This window comes from Actinacidiphila acidipaludis, assembly GCF_019890725.1.
Lineage (GTDB): Bacteria > Actinomycetota > Actinomycetes > Streptomycetales > Streptomycetaceae > Actinacidiphila > Actinacidiphila acidipaludis.
Genome location: NZ_JAINZZ010000072.1, coordinates 22,558 through 35,981, shown reverse-complemented (window position 1 = coordinate 35,981; position 13,424 = coordinate 22,558). Strand labels below are relative to the sequence as shown.

At 73.8% G+C, this 13,424-nt stretch carries 15 protein-coding genes; 5 read left to right on the top strand and 10 right to left on the bottom strand.

Going from position 1 to position 13,424, the window contains the following annotated elements:
* Positions 1–19: 19 nt before the first annotated feature.
* The gene (locus K7862_RS33030) at positions 20–397 is read right to left on the bottom strand and encodes a hypothetical protein (RefSeq protein WP_222968721.1); all 378 of its coding nucleotides are present in this window, start codon (positions 395–397) and stop codon (positions 20–22) included.
* Between the two features lie 218 nt (positions 398–615).
* The gene (locus K7862_RS33025; protein WP_222968719.1) at positions 616–1,278 is read right to left on the bottom strand and encodes a DUF6461 domain-containing protein; all 663 of its coding nucleotides are present in this window, start codon (positions 1,276–1,278) and stop codon (positions 616–618) included.
* Between the two features lie 136 nt (positions 1,279–1,414).
* Here K7862_RS33025 and K7862_RS33020 point away from each other — a divergent pair, with 136 nt between their 5' ends.
* Together K7862_RS33020 and K7862_RS33015 are read left to right on the top strand one after the other, a co-directional pair.
* Positions 1,415–2,287, top strand: a complete 873-nt coding sequence (locus K7862_RS33020; protein ID WP_262414179.1) for an aminoglycoside phosphotransferase family protein — start codon at positions 1,415–1,417, stop codon at positions 2,285–2,287.
* Between the two features lie 241 nt (positions 2,288–2,528).
* Complete coding sequence (locus K7862_RS33015) at positions 2,529–2,789, top strand: type II toxin-antitoxin system Phd/YefM family antitoxin (protein ID WP_222968718.1); 261 nt, start codon at positions 2,529–2,531, stop codon at positions 2,787–2,789.
* A 167-nt stretch (positions 2,790–2,956) separates the two neighbouring features.
* Here K7862_RS33015 and K7862_RS33010 read toward each other — a convergent pair whose 3' ends face one another.
* The 5 genes from K7862_RS33010 to K7862_RS32990 form a co-directional block, all read right to left on the bottom strand.
* Positions 2,957–3,667 (bottom strand): hypothetical protein, encoded by a 711-nt coding sequence (locus K7862_RS33010; RefSeq protein ID WP_222968716.1) that lies wholly within the window; start codon positions 3,665–3,667, stop codon positions 2,957–2,959.
* 114 nt (positions 3,668–3,781) lie between these two features.
* Positions 3,782–4,597 (bottom strand): ABC transporter permease, encoded by an 816-nt coding sequence (locus K7862_RS33005; RefSeq protein ID WP_222968714.1) that lies wholly within the window; start codon positions 4,595–4,597, stop codon positions 3,782–3,784.
* 138 nt (positions 4,598–4,735) lie between these two features.
* On the bottom strand, positions 4,736–5,590 hold the full coding sequence (locus K7862_RS33000) for an ABC transporter permease (RefSeq protein WP_222968728.1): 855 nt from the start codon (positions 5,588–5,590) through the stop codon (positions 4,736–4,738).
* Positions 5,591–5,769: 179 nt separating this feature from the next.
* Entirely contained in the window at positions 5,770–6,981 is a 1,212-nt protein-coding gene (locus K7862_RS32995) for an ABC transporter substrate-binding protein (RefSeq protein WP_222968712.1), read from the bottom strand.
* A gap of 61 nt (positions 6,982–7,042) precedes the next feature.
* A complete protein-coding gene (locus K7862_RS32990) occupies positions 7,043–8,248 on the bottom strand; it encodes an ABC transporter ATP-binding protein (protein ID WP_308012323.1) in 1,206 nt (401 codons plus the stop codon).
* Positions 8,249–8,805: 557 nt separating this feature from the next.
* Here K7862_RS32990 and K7862_RS32985 point away from each other — a divergent pair.
* Positions 8,806–9,342, top strand: a complete 537-nt coding sequence (locus K7862_RS32985) for a hypothetical protein (RefSeq protein ID WP_222968711.1) — start codon at positions 8,806–8,808, stop codon at positions 9,340–9,342.
* Between the two features lie 184 nt (positions 9,343–9,526).
* Here K7862_RS32985 and K7862_RS32980 read toward each other — a convergent pair whose 3' ends face one another.
* On the bottom strand, positions 9,527–9,790 hold the full coding sequence (locus tag K7862_RS32980) for a hypothetical protein (RefSeq protein ID WP_222968709.1): 264 nt from the start codon (positions 9,788–9,790) through the stop codon (positions 9,527–9,529).
* A gap of 418 nt (positions 9,791–10,208) precedes the next feature.
* On the opposite strand from K7862_RS32980, the gene K7862_RS32975 reads away from it, so the two are divergent.
* Positions 10,209–10,910: a hypothetical protein gene (locus K7862_RS32975; RefSeq protein ID WP_222968707.1), complete on the top strand. Its 702-nt coding sequence runs from the start codon at positions 10,209–10,211 to the stop codon at positions 10,908–10,910.
* A 16-nt stretch (positions 10,911–10,926) separates the two neighbouring features.
* On the top strand, positions 10,927–11,262 hold the full coding sequence (locus K7862_RS32970) for a cupin domain-containing protein (protein ID WP_222968705.1): 336 nt from the start codon (positions 10,927–10,929) through the stop codon (positions 11,260–11,262).
* A gap of 116 nt (positions 11,263–11,378) precedes the next feature.
* On the opposite strand, the gene K7862_RS32965 is transcribed toward K7862_RS32970, so the two are convergent.
* Both K7862_RS32965 and K7862_RS32960 read right to left on the bottom strand, forming a co-directional pair.
* A complete protein-coding gene (locus K7862_RS32965; RefSeq protein WP_222968704.1) occupies positions 11,379–11,753 on the bottom strand; it encodes a DUF5955 family protein in 375 nt (124 codons plus the stop codon).
* A 57-nt stretch (positions 11,754–11,810) separates the two neighbouring features.
* Positions 11,811–13,394, bottom strand: coding sequence for an AbeC-like domain-containing protein (locus tag K7862_RS32960; RefSeq protein ID WP_222968702.1), 1,584 nt, complete (start codon positions 13,392–13,394; stop codon positions 11,811–11,813).
* Positions 13,395–13,424 lie beyond the last annotated feature (30 nt).

The window sequence follows — 13,424 nt, the reverse complement described above, 5'->3', positions numbered from 1 at the left end:
GGCGCTTCGCGCCTTCGCCCTAATGATGGCCTTCACCCCGCCCCAAAGGGCAGAGCACCGGCCAAGAGCAGAGGTAGATCCGGGCCGTCACCTGCGGAAGCCCGGGGTAGCCGTCCAGCCACCTGATCAGCTCGTCCTGGCCCCCGAGGTGGGCGACGAGCTGATGCAACGCCTCCTCCGGCTTGTTCGGCAGGTCCCAGCTGTGGGGCATGAGCCTGGCCACCTCCTGGGCGAGCCGCGCCTGTTCGCCGGGGCCGAGGGTGCCGGCGCTGAACTCGCCGACCATCGCCTGGTCGAGCCGGAATCCGTCAGGACCGCTCCCTGACGTGCCGCGGGATCCGGCGTCACGCCGATGGGCCAGGAGGTCACCCAGCCGGTGGAGCAGCTTCTCGTGCACGGGGGCCTCCCGGCTGCTGACCGTCGCTTGCGGGGGTCGCGGGGACCACGGCGTGCGGCCCGGCAGACCCGAGACCATGATGCGGGCCCCCTCCCAGGTGTGCGACCCGGCCCGCCCGGCGCGTCCGGCCTCGGGCCGTCGTCGCCGTCGGGGCTTCCGGGTGCCTCCCGTCGGGCGCGCTCACCGCGGGCGTCGATGGCGCCGCCGGCGACGGTGGTTCACTGCTCGGCGGGCTCGTCAGGCACGAACCCGAGCCGGTAAGGCGCGTCGCGCAGTGCCTCCTCCGTCAGCCGGACGGCGGTGAGGCGCTCGGTCAGGGCGAGGACCGCTGCCTTGTCGTCGAGGAAGTCGCCCGTGCGGTCGTCGGTGTCCGTCAGGTCGCAGCCGGCCTCGCGCATCATCGGCAGGAGGGCGTCGGGGGTGCTGCCGCTCCTGAACCGGGGCCGCCCCTCGAAGGTGGTGCGCAGTTCCCCGTCCTCGTACCAGGAGAAGCCGTGCAGCGGCTTGCCGCCGTTGGTGGAGTGCCCGACGGCCCGGCCTCCTCGCGCTGAGAAGGCCTCCATGAAACGCGGCTGGATGCCCGTGCCGCCCCGTGCGAGTTCCCAGACGAGCGTCCAGTCGCCGCCCTCCCCCGGCGCGGTGAACGCGCCCGCGAGGAAGGAGCCGTCCCAGTAGTCCAGCGGATCGCACAGCTCGTGCTGGAGCTCGATCAGCTCCTCGACCCCCGCGCACGTGCCCCGCGGCTCCGCGCCCATGACCCGCAGCACCTCCCGCGCAGGCATGCCCCGCACCAGGGCCAGGCTGTACCCGCACTCCAGTGCGTGGCCGAACAGCGGGGAGGAACGTATCCAGGCGTGGTCGTGCGCGGTCGCCGAAGTCATGTGCACAGTCTGATCGTTGCCGCCGACAGTCGCGCACGGCCGCGGGGCCGCCGCCGTGCCCGGCTCGGCCGGTTCCGCCTCGCTCTCAAGGGCGCGGGGCCGCCGCCGTAGAGTGCTGTCTGTGACGGTGCGCCGAATGCCTGCCGCGGAGGTCGCGGTCTCCGTCGGCCTGGTGCGCGATCTGCTCGAGGAGCAGCACCCCGACCTGGCGGATCTGCCGGTCGAGGTGCTGGCCAACGGCTGGGACAACCTTGTGTGCCGACTGGGTGAGGATCTCCTGGTCCGGTTGCCTCGGCGCGCCGCGGCCGCCCGTCTCCTCGCGCACGAGCAGCGGTGGCTGCCGGAGTTGGCCCGCTGCTTGCCGTTGCCTGTGCCGGCGCCGCTGCGGGTCGGCAGACCGGCGGCCGGCTACCCGTGGTCCTGGAGCGTCGTGCCGTTCTTCCCGGGCGTGACCGCGGCGCGTTCGGAGCCCGACGACCCGTGGTCCGCCGCCGCGACGCTCGGGGGCTTTCTGGATGCGCTGCACGCCCCGGCTCCTTCGGCGGCGCCCGTCAACCCGGTTCGCGGAATTCCGCTGGCCGGACGCACCGAGGGCGTCCTGGCCGGGCTGGCGCACGTCGGCTCGGACGACCGCGCCGCCGCGCTGCGGATGTGGGAGACGGCCGCCGCCGCGCCGGTCGGGGACGGGCCGGCGGTGTGGCTGCACGGGGACCTGCACCCGGCGAACATCCTGGTCGACCGCGGCCGGATCAGCGCCGTGATCGACTTCGGTGACATCACCGCCGGTGATCCCGCCACCGACTTGTCCGTGGCCTGGATGCTGTTCACCGCGCAGCAGCGTGCCGAGTTCCGGCGGGCGTACGGCCGCGCGGACGACGCGACCTGGGAGCGGGCCCGCGGGTGGGCGCTGGCGCTGTCCCTGGTCTTCCTGTCGCACTCTGCGGACAACCCGCTGATGCACGGCGTCGGCGAGCGCGCGTTCCGGGCGGTGCTGGAGCAGGTGGAGTGAACGGACGGGCTGACCGGCTGACCCGGCTGGTGTGGCCGGCCTGGCGGTCAGCCTGCCCGGGCGAGCAGTTCCTGCCGCAGGTCCCGCAGGCGGCGGCTTACGGCCGCACGCCGGTGCCAGTCCTTGCGCTCGGGGCGTCGGTGGCGGCGTGGGCGGCGGTGCGGGTGGCCCCGCAGGACGGTGGGTGGGGCTCTCCAGCGGAGACCAGCCCGCAAGGATGCCGAAGTGCACACTTCTGCACATGAGTGAAACCCTGCCCCTCACACAGGCCCGGGCCAGGCTCGGGACTCTGGTTCGCCGGGCCTCGCAGGCCCGTGAGCGCACCACCATCACCGACCACGGGCAGCCCGCAGCCGTCCTGATCAACCCGCAGGAACTGGCCGACCTCGAGGACGCGGTCGCGCTGGCGCAGTACCGGGCGCGGCAAGCGGCAGGGCACGAACCGGCCGTGCCTCACGACGAAGTGCGTGCCCGGCTCGGCCTGGAACGGCCCACGTCGTGACCTGCACGATCGCCCGGGACGAGGCGGCGATCAGAGTGCCGCCCGCGAACCCGCACCGTCCGTTTCTGTCGGCCGATGCCCCGGCCATCAGCCGTCGCTGCGCCCCGGTCATCGCCTCATCGTGACGACCGGAGGCAGCACAAGCGACATTCGGAGCCGCCGCCGGGCTAGGCCACGAGCACCGTGAGCCATTCGGCGTCCCGGGGGCGGTAACCGTGGCGGTCCAGGAGGCCGGCCACGACGGCCGGGATGTGTTCGGCGCCGTAGACCACGGCCACCGTGACGGGCTCGTCGGCGCGTTCGGTGTGGATCCGGCTCAGGGCGTCGACCAGGCGCAGGTCGCGCCGGTCCAGCAGGGCCCGGTCCACCGGGTCGTCCAGCCCGGCGGGCGTGGGTGTCCCGGTCCCGGGCGCCGGGGGCAGATGCTCGTCGACGCTCTCGGACTCCAGGAACGCCCGCGGCCCGCGCAGCGCGAAGACCGCTCCGGCCACCGGGGCCGCGGCCAGCAGCACCGGGTACAGCCACCGCGTCGCCTGCTTCAGGTCGGCGATCGCCTCGCCCGCGGACACGTCAGGGGCGATCACGGGCACGCCCGGCGGCAGCAGCGTGCGGTAGTCCTGCTCGACCAGCCCGTTGCGTTCGCGGCGCGCCGCGAGCCGGTAGGCGAGCGTCAGCATCTCCACCTGCCGCGACCTGCCGTGCACGCCTTCCGCGACCACAAGGTCGCAGCCCTCCAGCCGCTCGCGCACCTGCCGGTAGAACGATGGCGCGGCCACGTGCGCCATCGGGAACAGCAGGAACCTCAGCGGCGTGTCCTTGTGCCGCATCGTGATCACCGCGGATCGAACCGAGTACCCGGTCACCTCGAAGACCTGCACAGCCGCCGCCCCCCGCCCGACTCCCCCGTGCCCGAGCTGTCGTTGCCTGGGACGGCCCGCACGCGGCGGACGGTTGCACTCCGGTAGGCCCAGGCGGCTACGGGGCACCGCCGGTCAGATGCGGCTGCCCGCCGCGGTGTCGCCGGACAGCCGCTGCGCCCCGTAGACGGGGATCACCGACGCCAGGACCAGGACCGCGGCGACGACGTTGACCACCGGTGCCTGCTGCGGGCGGGCCAGGTTGCCGAAGATCCACAGCGGCAGGGTCTGCACGCCGGCGCCCGCGGTGAAGGTGGTGACCACGATCTCGTCGAAGGACAGCGCGAACGCCAGCAGGCCGCCGGCCAGCACCGCGGACCTGACTAGCGGCCAGGTCACGTCGCGGAAGGTCCGCAGGGGCCCGGCGCCCAGGTCCATCGCGGCCTCCTCCAGGGATCCGGAGACCCGGCGCAGCCGGGCGGCGACGTTGTTGAAGACGATGACCACGCAGAAGGTGGCATGGGCGATGATCACGGTCAGCAGCCCGAAGCCCAGGCCGAGCGGCGGCAGCACGGACCGGAAGGCGCTGTTGAGGGCGATGCCGGTGACCACGCCGGGCAGGGCGATGGGCAGGACCACCAGGAAGGACAGGGTCTGCCGGCCGAAGAAGGCGTGCCGCTGCACGGCGAAGGCGACGAGCGTGCCGAGGACCAGGGCGACGGCGGTGGCGCCGAGGCCGGCGCGGACCGACACCCACAGTGCCGAGCGGGCGCCGCCGCTGTGCCAGGCGTCGGCCCACCACCGGGTGGTGATGCCGCCGGGCGGCCAGCCGAAGGCGCGGTCGGGGTTGAGGGAGTTGACCAGGACCAGCAGCAGCGGCAGGTAGATCACGGCGATGCCGAGCAGTGCCGTCGTGCGCAGCACGATCCGTGCGGTCGGGGACAGTCGCATCCGCGGGGGTCGCCTCGCCTTCGCTGTGGGGCGCCTCGTCTTCGTCCGGTACGACGGCGGGGCGGGATCGGATGTCGGGCCGGGGGCTGGTGCCGGGGCCGGGGCCGGGGCCGGGGCTGGGGCTGGAAGGGTGCCGGTTCACAGGGAGTTGAGGGCGCCGGTGCGGCGGATGGCCAGCAGGTAGAGCACCACGACGGCCACCGGCAGGGTGGCCAGCGCGGCGGCCAGCGGCAGGTCGAGGGTGACGTCGGAGTAGATGGCGTTGCCGATGAGCTGGGTCTTGCCGCCGACGATCTGGACGGCGATGTAGTCGCCGAGGCTGAGGGAGAAGGTGAACACCGACCCCGCGGCCACCGACGGCGCGACCAGCGGCAGCACCACCGAGCGGAAGGTGCGCCAGGTGCGGGCGCCGAGGTCGGCCGAGGCGTCCAGGACGTCGTCGGGCAGGCCGGCCAGCCCGGCGTGGATCGGCAGGATCATGTAGGGCAGCCACAGGTACGCCAGCACGATGACCACCGCGGGCAGTCCGTAGCCGGGGCCGTGCAGCCCGAACGGTTTCAGGGCCCAGTCCAGCGGGCCGCCCGTGGACAGGATGGTCCGCCAGGCGTACGCCTTGACCAGGTAGCTGGCCCACAGCGGGGTGAGCACGGCCACCACCAGCAGGTGGCGGTAGCGGGGGGCGGCGATGCGGGCGGTCCAGAACGCGATCGGGAAGGCGACCACGATGTCCACGGCCGTGACCGCCAGCGCGGTGCCCAGGGTGCGCAGCGCCACGTGCCAGTAGACCGAAGTGGTCAGCACCTGGCGGAAGTTGCCGGTGTTCCAGGTCCGCACCACGTTCGAGGTGAAGGGGTCGGTGGTCCAGAACGCGGCCAGGAACAGGGCCGCCAGCGCGCCGAGGTAGGCCACCACCAGCCAGGTCAGCGGGGCGGTCAGCAGCAGCGCCAGCCGCAGCCGGGGCCGGCGGTGCAGCGTGCGCACGACGGCCCGCACCGCCCGGCGGCCCCGCGCGGGACCGCCGCCCGCACCACCGCCCGCGCCACCGCGTCCACTGCCGGGTGCGCCGCCGGATGTGCGGCCGGGTCCGCTGCCGCGTCCGCTGCCGGGTGCGCCGCCGGGTGTGCCGCCGCCGGGCCGGCCGTCCGCCGGGTGCGGGTCCCGGGACAGGCTGCTCACCCCTTCAGTGACGTCCACGCCTGCACCCACTTCGCGTACGGCACGCAGGTGACGTCCTTGCGCCCGTCGACGCACTGCGGGATGGGGGTGGTCCAGAACCACACCCGCTTGTAGTAGGCGCTCTCCCCCGCGTGGTAGTCGGCGCAGAACGTGCGGTCGGCGGTGTGGTCGCAGGCCAGCCGGTTGGCCGGGGCCTCCCCGAAGTACTCGGCGACCTGCGCGTTGACCTGCGGTGAGACGATCCAGTTGAACCACGCGTAGGCGCAGTTGGGGTGCTCGGCCTTCGCCGAGAGCATCCAGGTGTCCGACCAGCCGGTGGCGCCCTCGCTGGGCAGTACCGCCTTGACCGGGACCTTCTCCGACTGCGCGGTGTTGGCGATCACCTGCCAGGTGGTGCCGAGCACCGAGTCGCCGCTCTTGAACGCCGAGACCTCCTTGAGGTAGTCGCTCCAGTACTCGCCGATGTTGGCGTTCTGCTGCCGCAGCAGCGCCACAGCCGCGTCGAACTGCTTCTGGTCCAGCGCGTAGGGGTTGCGGATGCCCAGGTCCGGCCGGGTCCTCATCAGGTACAGCGCCGCGTCCGCGATGTAGATCGGCGAGTCGTAGGCGGTGATGTGGCCCTTGTACGGGGAGTCCTTGGCGAAGACCGCGCCCCAGGAGGTGGGCGCCGGGGAGACCTTGTCGGTGCGGTACATCAGCAGGTTCGCGCCGTAGCCGTGCGGGATGCCGTACGCGACGCCGCCGACGGAGTTCCACGCCTGCAGCTTCAGGCCGGAGAAGACGTCCTTGTAGTTGGGTACCAGGGCGGTGTTGACCGGGGCGGCGTCGCCGGAGGCGATCAGCCGCAGCGAGGCGTCCCCGGAGGCGGACACGGCGTCGTACTGCCCGGTCTTCATCAGGCTGACCATGTCGTCGGAGGTGCCGGCGATCTTGACGTGGACGGTGCAGCCGGTCTGCCGCTCGAAGGGGTGGACCCAGTCGGCCTTCGGGTCGTCCGAGCCGTCCTCGACGTATCCGGCCCAGGCGATGAGGTTCACCGCGCTCTCCCGCTGGCCGAGGCTCTTTTGCGCGGTCAGCTTCGGCGGGTGCAACTTGCCGTCGGAGCCGACGGATCCGGAACTGCCGGAGGAGCCGCCGCAGGCGGTGGCGAGGGTGAGGGCGGCGGTGAGAGCTGCGGCGAGGGCGACGAGGTGGCGGGTCACACGCACGGTGTCTCCATTCTCGGGGGCTGGCGCGTCTCGTGGGGGCCGGCGCGTCTCGCGTGGGGGGCTAGCGAGGTCCGCGCCCGGGTGCCGGTACGGTCGCCGGCGCTCCGGGATCGGGCGATCCGGGGCCGGGCGATCCGGGCGGCGGGCCGGGGTCCGCGTCCGGGCCGGGGTCCGCGTCCGGTGCGGGTGCGGGTGCGGGGTCGGCGGGCAGGGGCACGGCGTGGCCGGCGGGCCAGCGCAGCATCACCCGGGTTCCGGGCGTGGCGTGATCGGCGCCTTCCCCGACGTGCCGCAGCACCGTCAGCCGACCGCCGACGTCGAGGTCGACCAGGACCCGCACCGCGTGCCCGAGGTACACCACGTCGGTGACGGTGCCGCTCGCCCGGTGCTCGCACGCTCCCGTTCGGGCGGCGTCGTCGTGCGTCTCCCTGCCCACGCCGGCGGTGTCCTCGGCCGGCGCGGACAGCGTGATCCGTTCCGGACGGATGCTGTACGGTCCCGGGCGGCCGGTGACGCGTCGCGCCGGTTCGCCGGTGAGCACGTTGGAGGCCCCGACGAAGTCCGCGACGAAGGCGGTGGCGGGCCGCTCGTACACCTCCGCCGGTGTGCCGACCTGTTCGATCCGGCCGGCGTTGAAGACCGCGACCCGGTCGCTCATGCTCAGCGCCTCGCCCTGGTCGTGGGTGACGAAGACGAAGGTGATGCCCACCTCGCGTTGCAGTTCCTTCAGTTCGGCCTGCATCCGGCCGCGCAGCCGCAGGTCGAGCGCGGCCAGCGGCTCGTCCAGCAGCAGCACGGCGGGGCGGTCGATCAAAGCGCGGGCCAGCGCGACCCGTTGCCGCTGACCGCCGGACAACTGCGCGGGTCGGCGCCGGCCGTGCCCTTCCAGCCGCACCGAGGCCAGCGCGGCCCGCACCCGCTGCGCGCGCTCGGCGCGGCCGGTCCCCCGCACCTTCAGCGCGTAGCCGACGTTCTGCTCCACCGTCATGTGCGGGAACAGGGCGTAGTCCTGGAAGACGGTGTGCACGTCACGCTCGTAGGGGGCCAGGCCCGTCACGTCCTGTCCGGCCAGTTCGACGCTGCCGTCGGTGGGCTCCTCGAAGCCGGCGATCAGCCGCAGCGTGGTGGTCTTGCCGGAGCCGGAGGGGCCGAGCAGGGAGAAGAACTCGCCGTGGCGCACCTCGAGATCGATCCCGGCCAGGGCGTCGGTCCCGCCGTAGGTCTTGCGCAGGCCGCACAGGCGGACGGCTGCTCCGGTAGCGGGCACGGCAGGCCTCCCTCCGGTGCCGCCTCCTTGCGGCACCCCAGCGACTTGCCCACTCGGAGGCGCACGTATGCGGGAATCCGGCGGACGCACCGTATGCGGGGGATCCAGCGTGCACCGGGGCGGCCGCGTTCCGGTTCGGCGCGGAGGACGAAGTGCGCTGTGGGTCAAGCCGAGTGCGCTGAGCGCTCATGGCACGGCCCGGCGGCCGGCCGCACGATGCGGTGCCGACGCCGCCGGAGGCGTGCGGGGTGGGCTGGTTGGGCCGATGGCGCGCTGCCGCAACCGGCGACCGGAACGGGGACGAGGCGGGGTCGCGGCGAAGTGGCCGGCGGCGTCCACCGGCAGCCGCGCGGGACCAGGCGGCGCGGGTGCAGGCGGCTGGCGCGGCTGGCACCTGCCGCCGTTCATGTGAACGCGCGTGCCGAAATCCCCGTGCCGTGCGGGGTGCAGGCCGGTTGCCGAACCGTTCGCAGGAGCGTCCACCGCGTGACGGGCACGTGCTGTGAACCTGTTCACTTGGGCCGGGCGGCAGGGGCAGCGGGTCGGTGGGAGGGATCGTGGCAGGGGTCAGCGAGTTGGTGCGTGCCGAGTTGGACCGGCACCCCTGGGAAACCCTGCGGTGCGGCTGCGGCGATTCCGCCGGGCACGTGCCGATGATGTTCGAGGTGGTCATCGAGGCCGAAAGCGCCCGCGACATGATCGGCTACACCCTCGACGGCCACCTCGAGCTCGGCACGAATCTCTTCGCGGTATCGGTGCCGGCGGTCAGCGTGATCCTGGCCGCGCTGGCCGGGGAACTGTCGCCCCCGGCGCGCGCTGAATTCCTGGAGACCCTGGGTCGCATGGTGAGCGGTGAGTCCCACTTCACGCAAGCGGCACTCGGGCGTACGCACCTGGGCGACGAGTGCCGGGCCAGATGCCGTGAGGGTCTGTGGGTCGTCGGCCGGATCGGCCTCACCGGCAGTGCCGTTGAGGCCGAGACGGCTGCGGACATCTTCGAGTTCGTGGACCTCGACGAGGCGAGGTCGGCGTTCTACCAGGCGCGTCTGCGTCGCCGCAGGGCAGCGAAGACGAAGCGCCGGCGGTCGCTGTGACGGCGGAAGGCCGCGCGGCTTTCCGCAGGCCGGCGCCGCCAGTGCCGGTGCGGGGGACGGCTCCCGCACTGCCGGGCCGTGCGGGTGGGGTGGCTCCCGCACTGCCGGGCCGTGCGGGGGGGGGGGCGGCTCCCGCACGGCCGGCACCCGGACGGTGCACCGGGCCCGATACTCAGGGTCAGGGTCAGGGTCTGGCGGCGCCGCAGTCGCACAGGGCCAGGGCGTCGGCCGGCTCCATCACCAGCGCGTGGCGGGCCACGTCCGCCAGCGTCACGGACGGCAGGTCGCCCAGTTCCGCGAAGTAGGCCAGGGCGTCGGTCAGGGCCACCGCGGCGGCGCGGTCGGCCAGGGGGTCCGGCGGTTTCATCGTGCACGCGCCCGCCGCGCCCGCGGCGTGACGCAACCAGGCCTTCGGGTTGAGCCGGCACTCCTCGGCATGCTCGGTCATCGACTGCTTCCCGCGCCGGGCCGAACATCGGGCCGGACATCGGGCCGGGCGTCGGGCCGGGCGTCGAGTCGCCGCGGCCAGGTGCCGGCCGGTGCGGTCGGCGGCGGGAACAAGGCGGCGCCGCGGGGGCGCAGCCGGCTCCAGGCGCGCTGAACGGTCGCGTGGAGCCGGGGCGTTGGGCGGGTGGTCATGCGTGGATGATCCTCTGCGGCCGCCGCCGCCGAGGCTCTTTCCCCGAGGACCCCTCGACCGTGCGACAGCCGGGTGGAGATGTTCGGGACCTGGGCGTGTCACCCGCGGGTGATACAACTCCCCGGTACCGGCCCGCCGTTCGGCGGGCCGCTTGAGCTGAGGGGATCTTGTGGCAGGCCGGATCAGGGGCACGCGGCGGTACCACGCGAGGGCGACGACAGCGGCGGTGCTCGCCGTCTCGGCGGCCGCCGTGAGCGCGGTGGCGGTGAGCGGCTGCTCACACCAGGACACGGTGCACGGCGCCTCGGCGGCAAAGACGACACAGGCCGCCGAGGCGCTTCCGCCGCAGCCCTCGCTGCCCGCGACACCCCCGATGCCCTCCGCATCGGCCGCGGCCACGACCGCGCCGTCGGCCGCCGGGCAGGTGAAGGGCGGCGTGCACACCGGGGACCTGCGCACGTTCTTCCTGCCGGCACCGCAACACGCCCTGCCCTACGGCGATCCGGACGGCGACCGCCTGGATCCCGTCGACGTCGGGGACACCACGGACCGCGCCGTCGCGGTGGCGCGGCTCAAGCAGTACCACTACGCCGAGGGCTTCGGCCGCACCTACAGCCTGCCCGGCGACCATCTCACGGTGACGATCCGGCTCGCCCGGTTCGGCAGCCCGGCCCTGGCCGCGGGGTACTTCGGGCGCCTGCACTACACCGGATCGGCGATCCGCCCGCTCACGCTGCACGAGCCGTTCCCGGTCACGGCGCAGCAGACCGTCCCCGGCGCGCCCTACCGCGAACTGTTCGCCACCACCTGCCAGGGCGACGTGCAGATGATGGTCCGGGTGGTGTCCACCACGAACGCCATGCCGGCCCGGAAGCAGCTGACGTCGCTGCTGGAAGCGCAGTACCAGCGGCTGAGGACCGGACACTGACCGGAGGGGATCAACGGTGAAGGACGAGCGCGAGTTCTTCGCGGCCGACTCGCTGCCGTGGCGCGACGGGCCGCAGCCGGGCACCGCGGAGAAGGTCCTCGGCCAGGACGAGGACGACCCGGACGTGCTGACCCGGCTGGCCCGCTGGTCGCCCGGATACGCCACGGCGGCCGGCGTGATCCGCCATGAGTGGGCCGAGGAGGTCTACCTCCTGGAAGGCGACCTGTACGACGTGAGCCTCGACGAGACGTTCCACGCCGGGCACTTCGCCTGCCGGCCGCCCGGCATGCCGCACGGCCCGTACCGGACGACGGGCGGCTGCGTGATGCTGGAGGTCCGCCACCGTCCCTGAGGCCCTGAGCCCCCGCGCCGCCCGGACCGCCCCTCCCCCGGCCGGCGCGGGACGGCCCGCCCTGGACGACAGGCCGCACCTGAACGCGCCTGACGGCGCCCGGCCGCCCGGGGCGGTCAGCCGATGGCCCGGGTGACCGCCTCGCGCAGGGCGTCGGCGGCCGAGGCCAGTGCGGTGACGGAGGAGACCGCCGTGGTCAGCCGGGCGATGGCGCGGGACAGACGCCCGGGGTCGGGGGCCGGGGCGGCGAGCTGGTCGGTGACCTCGCCCAGTTCTCCGCGCGCCCGGGCCCGGTCCTCGTCGCTGAGCTGCGCGCCGTGCGCGGCCAGCAGCGCGCCGAGTACGTCCAGTGCCTGCGCGGGGGTGAGCCCGCCGTCCGGCGCGCCGCCGACGTTGACCTGCGCGCCCTCGCCGACCGCCATCGGGCCGGAGTTGTCGATCCGTCCGCTGCCGCTCTGGTGGATGCCGACGTTCCAGGTGCCGCCGCTCATGCCCCGCCTCCCCTGCTCCCGCCCGGTTCGCGGGCGGGGGCGTCGATGGTGTGTGTCTCAGGAAGCCTTCGCCTGGGATCCGACGGCCATGGCCGCGGAGTTGACGATCGTGCCGCCGCCGGTCTGCAGGATGCCCACGTTCAGGGCGTTCTGCTGCGCGCGGTACTCGGTGGTGTCCACCGCGTGGTCCTCCAGGAAGTCGAGGATCACCTCGAAGGTCCGCCGCTCGATGATCTTGATGAACTTCTCGTCGTCCATCTGCTGGAAGAAGTGCCGGTAGCCGCCGGCGGCCATCTCCCGCACGCTGCGGCGCGCTCCCCAGTCGACCAGGTCCTGGTCCTCGTCCGGCTCGTGGCGCACCGCGGCCGCGCGCAGGTCCTTGCGGTTCCAGGCCGCCTTGCCCACCGCCAGCGGCAGGGCCAGCACCCACAGCGCGCCGGTCGCGATCGAGGCGAGGGCCTCCACCGCCGCGCGCCAGGCCAGCGACCACACCTCGCCCGAGGTCAGCCGCCGCAGCCGGGACGCCTCGTGGTAGGCGTTCTTGATCGGCATCAGGTGGTAGCCGTGGAACTGCGTGTAGAGCATGCGTCCCTTGAGGTCGACGTTCAGGAACACCGAGGTGACCAGTTCCTGCGACCAGGAGCCGACCCGCACGCACAGGTACTCGCGGGCCGCGTTGTAGTGGTCGGGGACCTCGTCGGCGGCCTGCCGGTACTCCGCCAGGCGCTCGTGCGGCACCGGCGGCCGGGTGCCGACCGCTTTGGCGTAGAAGCGGCGGGTGACCTCCAGGCCCCGCAACCGCTGGCTGTGCGCGGCCACTTCGTCCAGCAGGGAGGCCCGCAGCCGCTCCTCCATGTAGGCGGTCAGCTCCTCGGCGGTGAACGGGTCCGGGTCGACGTCGCGGGCCCTGCCCCTGCTCTTGCCCTTGTCCGCCGGTGCGGTCGCGTCCGCGGGTCCGGGCTGCGGCAGGTCCAGCGGCGGGAACGACGGGGGCTGCGCGCGTTCCAGCAGGCACGCGAAGGACCAGCGGCGCACCGAGTCGCCGGCCCCGACGAACGGCACGTACCCGCCGTAGTAGACGACGCCCGCCGCGCTGTCCTGGTCGGCGCGGATCTTGTCGTACAGCTGCGGGGTGCCGGGCGGCACCATCGGCGCGACCCCGTCGAAGCCGCGGCCCGGGTGCCGGCTGCGCCGCAACTGCGTGGTGACGACCTGCCGTTGCAGGACGGCGGTGAACAGGTTCGCGGCCCACACCGTCCACACCGCGAGCACGCTGCAGACCCAGAACCCGGTGCTGCCGTAGGCGCCCATCGACGGCAGGAGGATCCCGAAGACGAACCACAGCACGCCCGCGGTCACCACGGCGGTCGTCCGGGCCCGGCGGCGGGCACGGGCGGCAAGCGCGTGGCCGAGCACGGTCGCGGCGTCGTAGCCGTAGGCGGGGGCGGCGAACCGGTGGCTGTTGTCGACCAGTTCACGGATGACGCCGTCGGCGTAGTCGGGGTCGGTCTGCGCGCCGATCGCCAGCAGGCGGGTGACCTCGCTGAGTTCGGGCGGGGTGGTGCCGGGCGGCGGCGTGAGCGCGAGGTCGGCGTCGTCGTGGCCGCGCGGCCCGGGCAGCGTCGGTCGAAGTGAGGTCACGGCTCGGAACTCCCAATGGTGCGGGGCCGG